The 16,579-nt window shown below is 69.7% G+C and carries 16 protein-coding genes and 2 pseudogenes; 9 read left to right on the top strand and 9 right to left on the bottom strand.

Features of this window, described 5'->3' with window-relative positions; translation table 11 throughout:
• Positions 1–244: 244 nt before the first annotated feature.
• Both ACIBQX_RS43395 and ACIBQX_RS43390 read right to left on the bottom strand, forming a co-directional pair.
• Positions 245–427 carry a nitroreductase/quinone reductase family protein gene (locus ACIBQX_RS43395; protein ID WP_397015324.1) on the bottom strand — a complete coding sequence of 61 codons (183 nt, stop codon included), beginning with the start codon at positions 425–427 and terminating at the stop codon, positions 245–247.
• Positions 390–578: a nitroreductase/quinone reductase family protein gene (locus tag ACIBQX_RS43390; protein WP_397015322.1), complete on the bottom strand. Its 189-nt coding sequence runs from the start codon at positions 576–578 to the stop codon at positions 390–392. The genes ACIBQX_RS43395 and ACIBQX_RS43390 overlap by 38 nt, the downstream gene beginning before the upstream one ends.
• 56 nt (positions 579–634) lie before the next feature.
• Here ACIBQX_RS43390 and ACIBQX_RS43385 point away from each other — a divergent pair, with 56 nt between their 5' ends.
• A complete protein-coding gene (locus tag ACIBQX_RS43385; protein WP_397015320.1) occupies positions 635–835 on the top strand; it encodes a response regulator transcription factor in 201 nt (66 codons plus the stop codon).
• Positions 836–1,129: 294 nt separating this feature from the next.
• On the opposite strand, the gene ACIBQX_RS43380 is transcribed toward ACIBQX_RS43385, so the two are convergent.
• Complete coding sequence (locus tag ACIBQX_RS43380) at positions 1,130–1,744, bottom strand: TetR/AcrR family transcriptional regulator (RefSeq protein WP_397015318.1); 615 nt, start codon at positions 1,742–1,744, stop codon at positions 1,130–1,132.
• A gap of 49 nt (positions 1,745–1,793) precedes the next feature.
• Between ACIBQX_RS43380 and ACIBQX_RS43375 the strand changes: the two genes are divergently transcribed.
• From ACIBQX_RS43375 to ACIBQX_RS43365, 3 genes and pseudogenes are all read left to right on the top strand, one after another.
• A complete protein-coding gene (locus ACIBQX_RS43375) occupies positions 1,794–2,744 on the top strand; it encodes an NADP-dependent oxidoreductase (RefSeq protein WP_397015316.1) in 951 nt (316 codons plus the stop codon).
• A gap of 58 nt (positions 2,745–2,802) precedes the next feature.
• Positions 2,803–3,156: pseudogene (locus ACIBQX_RS43370) on the top strand (recombinase family protein); the annotation flags it as partial.
• A gap of 35 nt (positions 3,157–3,191) precedes the next feature.
• Positions 3,192–3,749 carry a GNAT family N-acetyltransferase gene (locus ACIBQX_RS43365; RefSeq protein ID WP_397015314.1) on the top strand — a complete coding sequence of 186 codons (558 nt, stop codon included), beginning with the start codon at positions 3,192–3,194 and terminating at the stop codon, positions 3,747–3,749.
• A gap of 33 nt (positions 3,750–3,782) precedes the next feature.
• On the opposite strand, the gene ACIBQX_RS43360 is transcribed toward ACIBQX_RS43365, so the two are convergent.
• Both ACIBQX_RS43360 and ACIBQX_RS43355 read right to left on the bottom strand, forming a co-directional pair.
• Positions 3,783–4,142, bottom strand: a complete 360-nt coding sequence (locus tag ACIBQX_RS43360) for a hypothetical protein (RefSeq protein WP_397015312.1) — start codon at positions 4,140–4,142, stop codon at positions 3,783–3,785.
• Positions 4,139–4,853, bottom strand: a pseudogene (locus tag ACIBQX_RS43355) (transposase); the annotation flags it as partial. The gene ACIBQX_RS43360 and the pseudogene ACIBQX_RS43355, both read right to left, overlap by 4 nt.
• A gap of 669 nt (positions 4,854–5,522) precedes the next feature.
• On the opposite strand from ACIBQX_RS43355, the gene ACIBQX_RS43350 reads away from it, so the two are divergent.
• On the top strand, positions 5,523–6,419 hold the full coding sequence (locus ACIBQX_RS43350; RefSeq protein ID WP_397015310.1) for an aminoglycoside phosphotransferase family protein: 897 nt from the start codon (positions 5,523–5,525) through the stop codon (positions 6,417–6,419).
• 533 nt (positions 6,420–6,952) lie between these two features.
• On the opposite strand, the gene ACIBQX_RS43345 is transcribed toward ACIBQX_RS43350, so the two are convergent.
• Positions 6,953–10,039 (bottom strand): BTAD domain-containing putative transcriptional regulator, encoded by a 3,087-nt coding sequence (locus ACIBQX_RS43345; protein ID WP_397015308.1) that lies wholly within the window; start codon positions 10,037–10,039, stop codon positions 6,953–6,955.
• Positions 10,040–10,111: 72 nt separating this feature from the next.
• On the opposite strand from ACIBQX_RS43345, the gene ACIBQX_RS43340 reads away from it, so the two are divergent.
• On the top strand, positions 10,112–10,702 hold the full coding sequence (locus tag ACIBQX_RS43340) for an NADPH-dependent FMN reductase (protein ID WP_397015306.1): 591 nt from the start codon (positions 10,112–10,114) through the stop codon (positions 10,700–10,702).
• Positions 10,699–11,244, top strand: a complete 546-nt coding sequence (locus ACIBQX_RS43335; RefSeq protein ID WP_397015304.1) for a dihydrofolate reductase family protein — start codon at positions 10,699–10,701, stop codon at positions 11,242–11,244. Before ACIBQX_RS43340 ends, ACIBQX_RS43335 begins: the two co-directional genes overlap by 4 nt.
• Here ACIBQX_RS43335 and ACIBQX_RS43330 read toward each other — a convergent pair.
• Positions 11,216–11,386 (bottom strand): DUF4158 domain-containing protein, encoded by a 171-nt coding sequence (locus ACIBQX_RS43330; RefSeq protein ID WP_397015525.1) that lies wholly within the window; start codon positions 11,384–11,386, stop codon positions 11,216–11,218. The genes ACIBQX_RS43335 and ACIBQX_RS43330 overlap by 29 nt on opposite strands.
• 307 nt (positions 11,387–11,693) lie before the next feature.
• Between ACIBQX_RS43330 and ACIBQX_RS43325 the strand changes: the two genes are divergently transcribed.
• On the top strand, positions 11,694–12,770 hold the full coding sequence (locus ACIBQX_RS43325) for a ferritin-like protein (protein ID WP_397015302.1): 1,077 nt from the start codon (positions 11,694–11,696) through the stop codon (positions 12,768–12,770).
• 718 nt (positions 12,771–13,488) lie between these two features.
• On the opposite strand, the gene ACIBQX_RS43320 is transcribed toward ACIBQX_RS43325, so the two are convergent.
• A complete protein-coding gene (locus ACIBQX_RS43320; RefSeq protein WP_397015300.1) occupies positions 13,489–13,662 on the bottom strand; it encodes a hypothetical protein in 174 nt (57 codons plus the stop codon).
• 49 nt (positions 13,663–13,711) lie between these two features.
• Between ACIBQX_RS43320 and ACIBQX_RS43315 the strand changes: the two genes are divergently transcribed.
• A complete protein-coding gene (locus ACIBQX_RS43315; RefSeq protein WP_397015298.1) occupies positions 13,712–15,349 on the top strand; it encodes a hypothetical protein in 1,638 nt (545 codons plus the stop codon).
• A gap of 342 nt (positions 15,350–15,691) precedes the next feature.
• Here the strand turns inward: ACIBQX_RS43315 and ACIBQX_RS43310 are convergent, their stop codons facing one another.
• The gene (locus ACIBQX_RS43310; protein WP_397015296.1) at positions 15,692–16,558 is read right to left on the bottom strand and encodes a LysR family transcriptional regulator; all 867 of its coding nucleotides are present in this window, start codon (positions 16,556–16,558) and stop codon (positions 15,692–15,694) included.
• Between the last annotated feature and the right edge of the window lie 21 nt (positions 16,559–16,579).

Below are 16,579 nucleotides of genomic sequence, written 5' to 3'. Positions count from 1 at the left end.
CTTGGCGTAGTTTCCGGTCCATCACCCTCAGAGCCCCGTCTCCTCGCCTACGAACAGGTGATCTGCTGCGCCCTCCCGCACGGCGAGGCCGCCTTCGGGTTCTTGGACATCACCTCGGCACCCGTCTACAGGTCGCCGGCCCACCTGCACCCGAACCTGCCGCCGCGGCGGTCAATCGTGCCTGCTTCCCGCTGCGGACGAGCCGGCGGGCGGCGCGGGGGCGGGTGCCGTCGGCCCGGCTCGATCAGATGTGCCCCAGGACGACCACGGGGATCTGCCTGCGGCTCCTGGCCTCGTAGGTCCGGTAGACCGGCGCGAGTTCGGTCATCATGCGCCAGAGCCGCTCCCGTTCCGGCCCTTCGGCGGTACGCGCGCGGGCGGTGAACCGCTCACCGAGGATCTGCACATCGACCTCCGGGTCGGCCACTATGTTGAGGTACCACGCGGGGTGCGTGTGAGTAAACGGCTGAGCCGGACGCGATCAGGACGTAGCGGCCGTCGTCCTCGCCGAAGAACAGCCCCGTGCGCAGCCACCGGCCCGACTTCCTGCCCTTGACGGTGAGGACGAGGTTGGTCACCCCTCCTTGACCGTCCCGAACCCCGCCCGCGGTCCCGCGATTTGGCGGGCGTCACCGTGCGAGAACGCAAGGTGCTGACCCTGACCGGGCGCGGCCTGTCCAACGCCGAGATCGCCTCCCACCTGCACATCAGCCCCGGCACCGCCAAAGCCCACATCGCCAGCCTGCTCACCGAACTCGGCGCCCGCGACCGCGTCCAGCTCGTCATCGCCGCCTACGACGCCGGCCTGGTATCCCCGCTCCATGACGATCGCTGACGAGAAGCGCGCCAACCCAGCCCCGCTGACCACTGTCTGACGACTTGACGACCACCCCGGCAACGGCGCCTCTCAGGCGGCAAGGGCCGGCCCTGCTCATCGATGACCAGGTCAGCGTTGTCGGGATAGCCCGCGTCCACGGCCGTGCGCACGGGTGTCCTGGGATCTCTGCGGTCTGTGAACATCCGGTGTACCCATAGTCCTGTGCGCAACGGTGCCTGGTGGACGAGTCGATGTCGGCGCGGTCGTGCAGGCCGGGAGCGGCAGGAACACCGGGAGGCCGCCGCCGAGGCGCTACTGAAGGGTCGGCAGCAGCCGGACCGCCGGTGGAAGCGGTGCGGGGACGGGGTCGGCACGGAACGACTGGATCATCAGGGCTGCGAAACGGCGCGACGCCGCCGCTCGCTGCTCGGGTGACTCGGCGCGGATGCCCTCGTTCGCCATCATCGCCAAGATGAAGTCCTCCAGGACGAAGTCCGCCCGCAGGCTTCCGGTCTCCTTCGCACGCCGGATGAGGTGGAGCAGCAGCCGGATCGTACGGTCGCGGTCTGCGGTGAAGTACGGCAGTCGTGAGGTGAAGGCGCTGGACAGACCCCGGTCGAGGGCGTGCACCTCCATCAGCCTCTCGATCACCAAGCAGAAGCCGCGCCACGGGTCGGCCTCGGCCAGCCCCTCCTCGACGACCGCCGAGCACAGGGCCATCGGCTCGGCGATGACCTCGCTGAGCAGCGCTTCCTTGGTAGGGAAGTGCCGATAGACGGTGGCCGCGCCGACCTGCGCCCGCCGGGCGATCTCCCTGATCGGCACATCGAGGCCCTCGGCGGCGAAGGCCGCGCGGGCGACCGCGAGGATGCGCGCGCGGTTGTCGCGGGCGTCCGAGCGCAGTTTCTGACTCACTTCGGCCGTCACCGCTCTCACTTTAATCAAACGGGCGGGGTGTTCCGTTACGTTGCGGCGCATGAGAGCTGTTCAGTTTTCCGAGTACGGCCCGGCCGGCGTGGTGCATGTCGCCGAGGTCGAGGAGCCGCATGCCGGGCCGGGGACGATCCGCATCGCCGTACGGGCGTCCGGATTGTCGGCGGGAGAGACGTACATCCGCTCCGGGAAGATGCGTGATGTGGTGCCGGTGACGTTCCCGTACCGGACCGGGTTCGACGCCGCAGGCGTGGTGGACGAGGTCGGCGACGGCGTCACGGGTGTCGGGGTCGGCGACGAGGTGTTCGGCATGACCGCGACGACCGCGCGTGGCGCGAACGCCGATCACGCGGTCCTGGTCGACTGGGCGCCGAAACCGGCCGCGTGGAGCTGGGAGGAGGCCGGTGGTGCCGCGGGCAGCGTCGAGACGGCCACCCGGGTGCTCGACCGGCTCGCGGTCGGTGCCGGACACACCCTGCTGGTGCAGGGCGCGGCCGGCGGGGTGGGCACGGTCGCGGTGCAGCTCGCGATCGCCCGTGGCGCCACCGTCATCGGTACGGCCGGGGAGCACAACCACGACTTCCTGCGCTCGCTCGGCGGGCAGCCGACGACGTACGGGGCGGGCCTGGTCGAACGGGTCCGCGCGCTGGCACCGGATGGGGTGGACGCGGTGTTCGACTGCGCAGGAGGTGCGCTGCCCGACCTGATCGCCATCGCCGGGGATCCGGCACGCGTGGTGACGATCGCTGCCGACCTCACCGCGGCGGCCCTCGGCGTGCACCTGTCGCACGGCGCGCCGACCGGCGACAGGGCGACGGCCGTTGGAGCCGCCGACCCGCTGGCGGTGCACGGACTCGGCATCGCGGTCGAGCTCGCCGAGCAGGGCCGGCTGCGGGTGCCGGTCGCGGCGGCGTTCCCGCTCACCGAGGCCGCCGCCGCGCACGAGCTGAGCGAGAGCCGGCACGCCCGCGGGAAGATCGTGCTGGTGAACTGACCAGCTCCACCAACCCGTCCACACGCGGCACACGGCGTGCAGACCACTTCGGACAGTCGCCGACTGCCGCGAGATCGTCGAGGAGACCATCTCTACCCGCCGCAAGGACTGCCCCAAGGTCACCATCACCTTGGGCATGAAGGCGGGCGACACGCCGGTCATCACCAAGCCCGACCGTGTCGCCCGCAGCATGAAGGAGCTGCTGGTCTTCCTCGACGAGCTCGCGCCGCGCGGCATCAACCTGCACATCCTGACCGGCATCTGCGCCGACACTCACAACCCACCGGGCAGACCATCGCCGACAAAATACTGTGCGATGGAGCGCGACCTCATCAGCGAGCGCACCCACGAGGGCTTGGACACCGGCCGCGCCGCCGGCCGCCGCCGCAACACCGCGATGGGCGATCTGTGAAAGCGCGTTTGCGGGCGCGCGATAAGTTGCCCGCCATGACTGAACTAGGGTCCGTCACCTGGCCACCTGCCCCGATCAAGACCGAGCGGCTCGTGCTCCGTGAGTCCGAGGCACGGGACCGTTCGGCGTTCATCGAGCTGCTGGCGTCGCCAGAGGTGCACACCTACCTCGGCGGCCCCCGCCCGCGTGACGCGCTTGAGCGCGAGATGCCCGGGGTGCCCGAGCGGTGGCCCGGGAGATTCGTCGTTGATCTCGACGGGGCGATGATCGGCCAGATCCTGCTCAGGAGAGCAACGGGGCACCGTCGACCGGCTGCTGCGGGGAAGGCGGATCTCGGTTACCTGTTCCTGCCGCGAGCGTGGGGATTCGGGTACGCCGCCGAGGCGTGCGCGGCGGCACTCGGCTGGTTCGACGGCGTCCTTCCCGGCGAGCCGGTGGTGCTCACCACCCAGACCGCCAACGTCGGCTCGATGCGCCTCGCGGCAAAGCTGGGGTTCACCGAGGTAGAGCGGTTCCAGGCCTGGGACGCCGAGCAGTGGCTCGGCCTGCGGTCCCCGGTCGCGCCGCCCACTCGGGCTCGGCCGTTTCTTTGAGCGATTGTCAATACCTGTGGATCGGGTGGGTGGTCAGTCTCGGTAGCGGGGGTATCCCCCGTGGTCGGGAAGTTCGTCTTCGTAGTCGCAGGCAGCGACTGCGTCATGACCGGCCTGCCAGGCATGGGTGAGGATCTTGGACACCGTCTCGATGACCTGGTGGCTGGGAGCGTTTCCTCTTTCGATCTCCATCTTGATCGGCCAGGTGGGGAAGTCGGCCCCATCGTGCGTGCAGTTGTCATTGCGCCGGATCTCGATCTCTATGGTGCCGACGCGCAGCAGGCGGCCATCACGTATCGCGCCGATGGCGCGGGCGGTCAGCTCAATCGCAGCCTCTTGGCTTGCGCCGCGTAGGTAGAGCCCGCAGTAGTCGTAGCGGTCGGAGCTGGTCATGCGGCGTCTTTCCCCGCGTGACGTTCCGGCAGAACACCGCGTTCGAAGCAGGCGCCCGCACGGACGAGGGCGACCAGGTGAGGGGCATTCACGGCACGCCATCGGGCCTGGGCGGACCTCGATCAGCTTGAAGGCGTAGGCGGCCTGGAAGTCATTGACCGCGGCTTGGGCGTGCTCCCTGTTCTCGGCGTTCCAGATCTCGGCCAGGTGCTTCTTGGCCGCAGCGTGAGCGGACATCGGCAGCGTCCCCAGGACGTTAGCGATTTGGTGAAACCAGCACCTTTGCGCTTTGACCTGCGCCAGCAGGCACAGCTTGTGCTCCTCCAGCCGGATGTTGACGTGGATGCCGTCCACCCACAGATGGACGTAGTCGACGCCGGACAGGTCACGGGCGGCAAAAGCACGCTGCTCCCCCTTCCACTGCTCGGTGAGCCGAGTGATTACCGCCGCCGACAGGCCCGTCGTCGAGCCGAGGAACTGGCCCAGCGCGGGGACGAAGTCCCCACTGGACAGCCTGTGCACGTAGAGCAGTGGCAGCACCGCGGTGATCTGCGGTGTCTTGCCAGCCCACGCCGGCAGGATCGCCGAGGAGAACCGTCGGTGCTCACCACTCTCCTCGTCGATGCGCTTGTCGTTGACTCTTGGGGCCTTGACCTCGACCGCACCAGCCGCGGTGAGAATCTCACGCGAGGCGTGGTAGCCGTTACCGATCTGATCGATCAGCGAAGCCGACGCGGGCATCGGGCTGTCGTCGGCGGGCGGCTCGGGGACTACGGTAAGCGGCACGGATGTGCCTTCCCGACCGACGCTGCAGCGTCGGCCTTATCTCGAAACCATCATCGGATGATCCGGGAAGGTACACCTCTTCCCGGCAGGTCCACAGGTTTCGATCATTACTCGTTTCTTTCAGGTCACCCGTCATCTGGTCAGCGAGATGATCCGAAGCCCAGCTCCTGCGGCAGGTGCTCTCAGGCAATGCCGCTGTGCAGCACGAACAAGATTCCCTGCGAAGCCAGCCGCTTACGTCCTGGATGCCGGAATCGACGCTTCCGCTCGGGCAGCAGCGACCTGATCACCGCCCAGAGTCGTTACTGACCTCCACGGCTTCAGCCGCGCCATGACCGCCCCTCTCGCCGGCGGATAATGCTAGTTATCCGCTGCGAATTCGAGGGCATTCAGCTAGCCGGATTTCCCCGCACACTCCGATCTGGTTCTCCAGTCCGCGTGCTTAACGGCCTGTATAGGCTTCTCCGAACTATGGAGCCGTTCCGTCTCAAAGCCTCTGATCTGAAGCTCTCATTAGTGATGCCAGAGAATGACAGCGAGATGGTCCGGAGAGCGAGAGCCGCTCCGCCTGCCGCCCCAGTACTGTGACTTCGCATGACCGACACTGAGATAGAGATCACCACGGACCTGGTCCGCGACTTGCTGCAGGAGCAACATCCAGACCTTGCAGGGCTGGCCATCCGCGAGGTGGTGGGCGGTTGGGGCAACCAAATGTGGCGCCTCGGGGACGAGTTGGCCGTGCGCATGCAGCGCATGGACCCCACCCCGGAGCTCCAACTCAAGGAGCGGCGGTGGCTACCTGTGCTGGCCCCGCGCCTGCCGCTCCCGGTACCGACCCCGGTGCGGTTCGGCGAACCGTCCGAGCGCTTCCCCAAGCACTGGACCGTGATGACGTGGGTTCCCGGCGAGCCACTGGACCACGGCTCGATCAGCCGCGGCGCCCACGCGGCCGACACGCTGGCGGGTTTCCTCCGGGCGCTCCATGTGGAGGCACCCGCCGAGGCGCCGATCGCTACGGACCGCGGTGCCCATCCCAGGAACTGCACGGTCGGCTTCGAGAACTTCTTCCAGGCCGTTGCCCCCGACGACATCGCTGCCGACGTCCGGGACGTCTGGGCCGATGCCGTCGCGGCCCCCGCGTGGGAGGGCCCGCCGGTGTGGGTGCACGGCGACCTCCATCCCGCGAACGTCGTCGTCTCGGACGGAACGCTCTCGGGCATCATCGACTTCGGTGACATGTTCGCCGGCGATCCAGCGTGGGACCTCGCCGCCGCATGGGTGCTGCTACCCGCGGGCACGGCCTCACGGTTCTTCGACATGTACGCGCATGCAGACGAGGCGGCGATCCGGCGCGCCCGCGGGCTGGCCGCTATGAAGAGCCTCTTCCTGATGCTCATGGGGCAGAACGGAGATCGGGGCCTTCCCGGCGGCAAGCCGCACTGGGGACCTGCGGGCCGGGCGACACTTGATCGTGTTCTGAAGGGTGTTTGACGCACGCTTCTTGAACGTGTTCTCGATCTTGGTTAAGGGCGATGCGGCAGCCCACCTTCCTGGGGTTCATCGATCACCGCGCGTGGTGGGGATGCCGAGGTCCACGGGCCGTATGCTGCCCGTGGCCCCGATCGAGCCGGCAGGGCTTCTCCTCGGCGCCAGCCAGGCTGACCTGGAGTCCTTCAACCTCGCCGAGCCAGTTAGCCGGGGTTGTCGGGCACGTTAGTTACCTGCGGAAATCCCTTCCCACGGATCTCCGTCACGCCGCCTTAGGCACCGCATCGATCGCCCCAGCTCGTGCCGAAGCCCTGTGGCGGGTCGGTGAGAACGCGTGGGGTTGTCATCGACGACCGGCACATGCGCGCCACACGGGTGGGCGGAACCATGATCACGCTCGGCGAGACCAAAGAGCGCTGGACGACATCGTGGCCCGGCTGGCCGCGTACCAAAGGCTGGCAGAAGCTGCGCAGGACCGTCTCACTGTGGGCGACGGTCGACGGGCCAGGATCTTCCGTACAAGGACCACGACGTGCTTATGTGATCGTCTCGTCCAGGGTCTGGTGGCGGCCGGCGGTGTATTCAGTGGTGAAGACCTCTTCGCCCAGGATCCGGCGACAGATTGCGGCGATTCTGTCGACGTCGGCACGTTCCGCCGGGGACTGCGGGAGGGCGGTGGCCTCGCGGGACGCAGCCGCCGCACCGAGGAGCCGGGCGGCGTGGGCGTGGGCGCCCGCGAGGGCCACGGCCCCGGCCAGGCCCTCCGCGGCGGCGACCGCGCTGTGCGGGGCGTCGAGCTTGCGTGCCGCACTGTACGCCTCCAGGTGCAGGGCGCGGGCGGCCTCGGCGTCGCCGCGTTCCTCGGCGGTGAAGCCCAGTTCGACCAGGACCATCGAGAGGTACAGGGGCTCGGCGCCGCCTCCTGACTTCGCCCGGCGTACCAGGTTGCCGAGGTGTTTCTCGGCGAGATCGAACTCGCCCTGCCTGCGGGCGGCGGAGCCGAGGCCGATCTCGGCGAGGATCTCGCCGCCCGCGTAGTCCTGTTCCGTGGCGAGGCGGAGGGCGCGCTCGCACAGCTTCCAGGCCTTCGCGTAGTCGCCCAGTTGCACGTGGGTCCAGCCGAGCCAGGCGAGCTGACCGCTGACCTCCGGCCACAGGCCCAGCGCCTCCGCCATGCGCACACTTTCCTCGTGCAGCCTGGCGGCGCGGTCGTTGTCGCCGGTCAGTTCTGCCAGGCCGCCCAGCCAGGCCGATGCCTGCAGTTGACCCCATCGGTCGCCGAGTTCGGCGAACAGCTCCCCGCTTCTGGTCGCCGCCTGCTCGAGTACGGGCAGGTTGCCGCGTACGTGCGCGAACTGGGCGCGAGTGCTCAGCGCCGCCGCCTCGCCCCACCGGTCGCCTGCGGCGCGCAGGGCCTCCAGAGCCCTGTCGAGCAGGTCTTCACCGGCTTCCATCTCACCCAGGTTCACCAGCGCGAAGGCCAGGAACCACGCGGCCCTGGCCCGCTCACCCAGCTCTCCGGCGAACACCTCCGCTGCCTGATCCCGGCGTACCATCCACTCGGGACTCCCGCCCTTCAGAACGGAGATGCCCAAAAGCCACGCCATCGCCACAGACCGCACCCCGCCACCCGCTGCGGTGAGGGCGGTTTCGAGTGAACGACCGGCTTCGGTCAGGCGGCCGCGGAGGTACCAGTACCAGGTGAGGGCATTGGCGAGACGGAGGGTCAGCTCCGGGTGAGCGCCGTCCACGACGGCGCGGAGGTTGGCGGCCTCCGCGTCGAGCCGGCCGAGCCACTGGCGCTGGTCGGGGCCGTAGAGGTGGGGGGCGGCTCGTTCAGCGAGATCGGTGTAATAGGCATGGTGGCGGTGCCGTACCTCATTCAGGTCGCCCGCCTCTCGCATGCGTTCCACGCAATAGGCGGCGACGGACTCCAGCAGGCGGAAGCGGTTTCCCGCCCTGGCCACCAGCGACCTGTCGACGAGGCGGGCGAGCAGGTCGAGGACGTCATCGGCGGCCACGCCGTCGCCGGGGCACACGGCCTCGGCCGCCTCCAAGATGCACCCGTCGGCATGTACGGCCAGGCGGCGCAGCACGAGCCGCTCCTGCTCGGTCAGCAGCTCCCAGCTCCAGTCGATCATGGCGGTCAGCGTCTTCTGGCGGGGAGGCGCACCCCGATGCCCGGTCGCCAGCAGCCTGAAGCGGTCATCCAGCCGGTCCACCAGGCCGTCCACGCCCAGCGCCCGCACCCTGGTGGCGGCCAGCTCCAGCGCCAGCGGGATCCCGTCCAGCCGCCTGCACAGCAACGAGACGGCGGAGATGGTCGAGTCGTCGAGCCGGAAATCGCTGTGCGCGGCCGCCGCCCTGGCCGCGAACAACCGGACCGCGCTGTCCTGCTCCAACGGCGGCACGTCCCACACCACCTCGCCGGCCAGCGCCAGCGGCTCCCTGCTCGTCGCCAGGATTCGGAGTTCCGGCGCGGCCCGCAGCAACGTCTCCGCCAGGTCCGCCACCTGTTCCACGACGTGCTCGCAGTTGTCCAGCACCAGCAGCACCCGCCGGTTGCGCAGCGCACGCGCCAGCCGGTCGCGTGCCGAGAGCGGCTCGCCGCCCGGGTCGCGGATCTCCATGACCGCCATCACGAGCTCGGCCACCTCACCGGACCGGGGCATGGAGGCCAACTCGACCAGCCAGACACCGTCGGCGTAGGCGGAGACCAGCCGGCCCGCCGTCTCCACGGCCAGCCGAGTCTTGCCCACCCCGCCGGACCCGCAGAGCGTCACCAGCCGACTCGCCCCGAGCTGTGCGGATACCGCGGCCAAGGACTCGTCCCGTCCGATCAGCTCGGTGAGCGGAGTGGGCAGGTTGGTGGCATGCCGTACCACTGGAGCGAGGTCAGGGTCCTGGGCGAGGATGGCCCGCTGTAACTCGGCCAGCTCGGGGCTGGGTTCCAGGCCGAGCTCCTCGCCGAGCCGTTCGCGCAGGTCGGCGTAGCTGTCCAGCGCCTCGCTCTGCCGTCCGGCCCGATACAGGGCCTTCAGGTGTACGGCACGCAGCCGCTCACGCAGCGGATGCCGCGCCACCAGGTCGGCCAGCTCCCCGGCGAGCAAGGCGTGTTCTCCCAGCCGCAGCCGGGCCTCGGCGTGCGCTTCCACGGCGGTCAGGCGCTGCTCCTCCAGCCGGGCGATCGCCGCCCTGGCGAACTCCTCGTCGGCGAAATCGGCGAACGCCGGGCCCCGCCACAGGGCCAGCGCGTCGGCCAGCAGCGCGGCCCGCGTTCCCGGGTCTTTCGCCGCTTGGGCCTGCTTGGTGAGCTCGGTGAACCGGCGCGCGTCCACGGCGTCCGCCTCCACCTGCAGCAGGTAGCCCGCAGGCCGGTGCGCCACCAGGTTCCGATCGCCCAGCGCCTTGCGCAGCTGCGAGACCCTGACCTGCAGCGTGGCCGATGGATTGGCAGGGGCGTCGTCTCCCCACAGGTCGTCGACCAGCCGGTCGGCCGACACCGGGCGGCCCTCGTGCAGGAGCAGGTCGGCCAGGAGCGCGCGGACCTTCAGCCCACGGATCGTGACGGGCGCGCCGTCCGCGTCCCACACCATCAGCGGGCCAAGCACCCCAAACCGCATGACCGTCACCCTATGCCGGAGCGGTAAGCGCGGTGGAAGGAAACGGTAAGGGCCGCCCAGCACAGTAGTCACATGGCAAGCGACGAACGGCTGCGGGTGGCGGTGATCATCGGTAGCACCAGAAGCGGCAGGTTCGGCCCGACGGTGGCCGAGTGGTTCGCCGCCCAGGCCCGCAGGCGAAGGGAGCTGGAGGTCGACGTCGTCGACCTGGCCGAGGCACGGCTGCCCGAGGTCCTCACCGACGAGGACGAGGAGCTGCCTGCCGAGGTGCGGACGCTGGCTCCGCGACTGGCCGCGGCGGACGGCTTCGTGGTGGTGACCCCCGAGTACAACCACAGCTTCCCCGCACCGCTCAAGACCGCCATCGACTGGTACTACGCGGAGTGGCAGGCCAAACCGGTCGCCTTCGTGTCGTACGGCAGAGAGTCGGGCGGCCTGCACGCGGTCGCCCAGCTCCGTGAGATCTTCGCCGTACTGGGGGCGGTGGCCGTCACCGAGTCGGTCAGCCTGCCCTGCTACTGGGACCTCTTCGACGCCGACGGCTCCTGGCCCAAACGGGGCGCGAGCTGCCATGCGGCGGCCGGAATCACGCTTGACCAGCTGTCATGGTGGGCCCGTACGCTGCGGGACGCCAGAAACGATCACCAATGGAGAGAACAATGAGGAAAGTCATCGCTTCGACCTACACCACGCTCGACGGCTACATCGACGAGCCGCAGAACTGGTCGTTCGACTACCGGACGGACGATGCCACCCAGTACGCCCTGGACCTGATGCGCAGGTCGGATGCCCTGCTGGCGGGGCGGGTCACCTACGAGGGGTTCGCGTCGGTCTGGCCGACCAGGCCCAGCGACGAGTTCTCCGACCGGATCAATGGCATGCACCATTACGTGGTCAGCGACACCCTGGAGAAGGCCGACATCTGGGGCACCTCCACCATCATCAGGAGCGAGAACCTCGTCGAGGAGGTCACCAAGCTCAAGCAGCAGCCGGGCCGCGACATCATCATCTACGGCAACGGGCAACTGACCGACGCGATGTCGCAGGCCGGGCTGCTCGACGAGTACCACCTGTGGGTGCACCCCCTCATCATCGGTGAGGGTGAGCCGCTGTTCAGGCGTGAGTCGAAGGCGAAGCTGAAGCTGCTGGAGAACAAGACGTTCAGCTCCGGTCTGGTCATCCTGGTCTACCAGCCCGAGCAGTAGACCAGGATGACCGCACGCACGACGGATCCTCGACGCCCAGTTGCCCGGCCACGAAGTCGATGACCACCGTCGGCACGTCCAGGGGATCCTCCAAGAACATCCCCACCCACCGAGCAGTGACGAGTAGGAGGCCGAAGCCCAGCTTTCATGTCAAGGGCCGACTGAGCGCAACAGCGCGGCGGCGAGGGTCTCGCCAATGCCCGAAGCTCCCCTGCCCAGCGCCTGCCCGGTATGCGCAGGCCCGATCCGGGCCTCGCCGCGAGGCCCGGATGCCGGTCTACTGCGGCAAGCCCTGCCGCCGACCAGCGCACCGCGCCCGCGACCAAGCCGCCCGCCGTCTCCCCACCCCCGCCGAGCGCGCCTTGTCACAGATCCGGGTGCTGTCCTGTCTCAGCTGATGCACGGCCGGACCGACCGGCCACCGTCTACCTGTGTGAGGCATAACACCCATGACCTACACGGAGAACCGGCAAGGCGTCGCCGCCCGTGGGCCGGCGCGGATCGACACGCTCGACAGCCTTCGTGAGCACCTGCAGTGGGCGATCGAGTTGGAGCACGCGACGCTGCCGCCGTACCTGTGCGCCCTGTACTCGCTGGACCCGGAGCGCAACCCGGACGCCGTGGAGGTGCTGGGTGGCGTCTTCGTCGAGGAGATGCTGCACCTGGCGCTGGCCGCGAACCTGCTCAACGCGGTCGGCGGCCGCCCGCGACTCGACATGCCGGGGATGGTGCCGCCGCACCCCCGGCCGTTGCCCCACAGCGACATCGAGTTGTCGCTGCTGCCGTTCGGCCCCGAAGCGCTGGAGATGTTCCTGCGGATCGAGCGGCCCGCGCCGCCCGGGGCGCCGCCGGAGGGCGACGGCTACGAGACGATCGGCCAGTTCTACGACGCGATCGAGCAGGGCCTGCGTGACCTGTGCGAACGGCTCGGTGAGCAGGCGGTCTTCCGCGGTGACCCTGCCCGCCAGCTGAGCGGCGCGCATTTCCGGCACACGGCCGGGAACCTGTTCGCGGTCAAGGACCTGGAGTCGGCGCTCGGAGCGCTGGAGGAGATCGTCGAGCAGGGCGAGGGCACCGCCCGCGGCGAGGTCTGGGACGGCGACCAGGACATCTTCCACCCCGATCGGGATGAGGTCGCCCACTACTACCGGTTCCAGGAGCTCAAGGTCGGCCGGCGCTACCAGCGGGGCGACACCCCGCAGTCGGGCCCCACCGGCGAGCCGGTCACGGTGAACCTGGCCGCCGCCCGCTCGATGCGGCCCGACCCGCGCCTGTCCGACCACGCCCAAGGCGATCCGATCCGGGCGGCGCAGGAGCAGTTCAATGCCGCCTACTGCACGCTCCTGAACCAGCTCGAACAGGCCTTCAACGGCGACCCGACGATGCTCGGCGTCGCCACCGGCACCATGTACGCGATCAAGGCCCGGGCGGCCGCCCTGATGGAGCTGCCCGACGGGAACAGCACCGTGGCCGGCCCCACCTTCGAGTACGTGCCGCCCGAGCAGCGCTCCGGCCTCGGTGGATAGGCCCCTCGCCACCAGCTCTTCAATCCTCCCGAGCGGGCCTGGTACCGCATGGGAGGTACGTTCGTTGTCGGCCGCGGGCCCGGCCGCTGCACCAGCTCCGGCATAGTGCACTCCAGCATCGTGCCCAAGCCGGCCTCACCGCGCCGGATCTGCCCACTGTGCCGGGCCGGTGTGCCCGCCGAAACCGGCAGCGAGGCCCCGTAAACGAGAGTCTTCACTCGACTGACAGCGAATCTCTCGCCGATCCTCGCCTCTTACGATCAAGCACCGTCAGTATGGGCACCGGAGTCGTGGATCTGCGGGCGGCGGGAGGCTGCCCGCTGGCGGGAGAGCCGGATGTCTCGTGGGGCGTGTGCTGGACGAGGATTCCCGCACCGGTCGGTTGTCGCGGCGTGCGCGGCGTCGAACGAACCGCGCACCGCCTCGGCCACCGCCAGGCGCGCCGGCCCGTGACTGTGCCGCCCCGTTGGCAGCGCCAGCAGATCATCGGCCGGATACCGGTTGCGCCGGCGAGCTCGACTACCTCTCCGTCGGGCCGCTGCATCAGCAGATCAAAGACGCCTGGGAAGCACTCCTCCGGACTGGTGGTGGATCTGGGCGGCGTGACGTTCAGCAGAGCACCTCTCAACCACCGTCCGGACGACCAGCCGCGCTCCGCGTAGCAGTCCCGGCCAACGTCCGGACTGCCGGTGGCTCCGGAGAAAGGAGACAACCATGATCACCCCTTGCGCCGGCGATATGCACAGAGCGCGGTCAGGAGGTTCAGCCCCGAGGTCCAGACCCGCAGCCGGGTGCCGCTGGCGAAGTTGACGCCGGTCGCTCTCAACCCGGGGTGGGCGCCCTTGATCACGGTTCGGTGTCGTGCGATCGGCTGATCTTGACGTGGGAGCACCCATAAGACGTTATTAGAACATCTGTTCACATTTGTGCAGGAGGTCCTCGTGCGCCACCCACTGGTTCGCCGATTAGCCGCGCACTGCGGCGCCGCCGGCCTGATCATCGGCCTGCTCACCGTCGCGGCCCCCGCCGCCTCTGCGGCCGACACCACGACCGACCTCGGGGTGACCTTCGACTCCTACACCGCCGACCTGGCCGTCGGCGGCGGCCGGGTGTTCGTCGCCGCCGACGACCGGATCATCGTGGCCGACGTCGGCGGAAACCTCACCGGTGGCGTCGTCACCGGCCTGTCGGGCGTCCGCGAGCTGGCCATGAACGCGGACGACACCCGCCTGTACGCGACGCTCACCGGCTCGAACGAGGTGGCCGAGATCGACACCGCGAGCCTCGCCGTCACCCGGCGGATCGACCTGTCTGCCCACCCGTGCCCGTCCACCCTGGCATTGCTGGGCGAGCGGCTGTGGGTGGGGCACGGGTGCGACAACGGCCCTGGCGGCGTCGTCGGCCTGGATCTGAGCGCGGCCACACCGGCGCCGGTGGCGGTCGGGGGCGAGCATCTGCGCGCTCCCGTGCTCGCGGCCGCCGGCGACACGCTCGTGGTCGGAAGGACCAGCCTGCACCACGCCGACATGCTGGTCTACGACATCGGCGGCGGCACCCCGGAGCCGCGCGGCACGATCGACGGTGAGGAGTGGCGCATGGACTACCTGCGCGACCTCGCCCTGACCTCCGACGGCACCAACCTGTTCGCCGCGGCCGACACCCCCGGTCACTTCACCAGGTACGACACCAGGACCCTGGCGGCGACCGGCACCTACGGCGACGGCTGGGACGGGTATCCGTCGGCCGTGGCGCTCGGCTCGGGCGGCGCCTACGTCGCCGCGGGACGCCAGTGGGGCAGCACCGACCTCACGCTCTACGACACCGCGACCGGCGCGGCGATGTTCACGGCCGACCAGCCGGACGCCGAACTGCTCCCGGACGGCGTCGCGTTCTCCGGCCCGGACGTCTTCGTGCTACTGCGGAGCTCCGCGAACCGGCTGCTGCTGTGGCGGGTGACGGGCGTCGCGCTGCCGGCATCCAATCTGACGGTGACGGCCCCGGCGCGCCCGTATGTCGGCTCGCCGGTCACCGTCGAGGGGCGGCTCACCCGCACCGACGGCAAGACGCTCGGGCTCAAGCCGCTCGCGGTGACCCGGCGCCTGGTCCACGGGACGAAAGAGCCGATCGCCGGCGTGACGACGCAGAAGAACGGCACGTTCACTTTCGAGGACACACCGCCGGACGCCGGTGAGGTGACCTATCTGGTGTTCTGGGACGGCGACGACCACTACCGCCGGAGCAGCGCCTCCGTCACCGTGACGGTCAGGCACAGATCCGCCCTCACCATGACCGGGCCGCAGTCAGGCGTCGTCGGCACGCCCATGGAGCTGACCGGCGTGCTGACGACGGGCGGCGAGCCGCCCTCGCCGGGGGCCACGCTCACCGTGCAGCGCAGCGTGCAGGTCGACAACGTCAGCACCGGAAGCGTCAAGCTCCCGCCGGTGACCGTGAACGCCGACGGCACGTACACGTTCACCGACACGCCCGCCATCGCCGGCAGGTACAGCTACCTCGCGCTGTGGTCAGGAGAGGTCACGGCCGGGCCGGCCAAGGCCACTTATCGGATCGTGGTCGAGTGACCTGACGGCCGTGCCCGGCCATCGGGCCGGGCACGGCCGTCAGCCCTCAACGCTCCATCAGCTGCGCCACAGCGCGCTGACCCACTTGTCAACGGCGACCACGTTCGCGCCGTCCGCGGCGAGCCGTCGGCAGTACGCGTACCCGATGCCCCCGAGCCGCCCCGGTCACTAGCGCCGTCTTTCCGTCAAGCGCCACGGGTGAACTCCAGACCCACCTGGGTGGCGATCGCGAAGTAGTCCTCCAGGTGCCAGGTCCGCACGATGCGCCCGTCGACCACCTGGTGGAAGTCGGCCGCCCGGAACTCGACCTCGCGGCCGGGTTCGCATCTTGCTGTGGACAGGTCAGTCTCCGAAGGCCGCCTGGTGGGCAGCGGCGCAGGTGTGCGGGAGGTCGACCGGCACCACGACGCTGCCGGTGATCGTGGTCTGCGGTGCGAACGGGATCGCCCGCACCCGGGTGGAGCGGATCTCCGCGACCTGGTCGCCTGGCAGCACGGTCCAGCTACGCGGATTGAAACCGACCTCGACGATCGTGTCCTGGACGGTCCCGGCAAGGCGGCCGACCCGGGCTCCGGCCCCGGCCTTCCGTATCGCGGCTGTCAAAGCCTCCGGCAGGAACAGGGCGTGGTCCCGCGACGGGATCCGCAGTTCGCCGACGGCGAGATCGGCCAGGTCGACTGTCGAGCGACCGGCGGCGAGGTGCTGCACGGACACGATCGCGAACAGCTGCTCCGTCCACGTCGGCAGCACCCTCAGCCCGGGTGCCGAACGCACCCCCCGAGCCAGTGCCAGATCGATCTCCCCCCGTCGCACGTCGTCCAGCCGAGCCTCCAGCGGAAGGTCGACCAGCACGACGTCGACGCCGAGCGCCGAGGGGTGCTCACGCAGCGCGTCGATCCCGCGCTCCAGGCGAGCGGTGAACCCGGCGGCGGTACCGATGCGCATGGTGCCCGCCGGCGCACCGGCGGCGGCCTGGACCCGATCCGCGGCCGCGAGCGCATCACGCGCCGCGGCGAGCACCCGGTGCCCCGCGGCAGTGAGCCGAACCCGGCGCGGTGAACGGTCCAGCAGCCGGACTCCCAGCTCCCGTTCCAGTTGAGCGATCCGCCTGCTGACCGCGGGCTGGGCGATGTGCAGCCGCTCGGCGGCCCGCCCGAAGTGCAGTTCGTCGGCGACCGCAACGAAGTAACGCAGTGCGCGCAGTTCCACCGAACGGCCCCCTGTTCTGCG

The sequence above is a fragment of the Nonomuraea sp. NPDC049714 genome (assembly GCF_044465295.1).
Taxonomy (GTDB): Bacteria; Actinomycetota; Actinomycetes; order Streptosporangiales; family Streptosporangiaceae; genus Nonomuraea.
The sequence above is the reverse complement of the archived record's forward strand: the minus strand, read 5'-3'. Positions and strand labels throughout refer to the sequence as shown.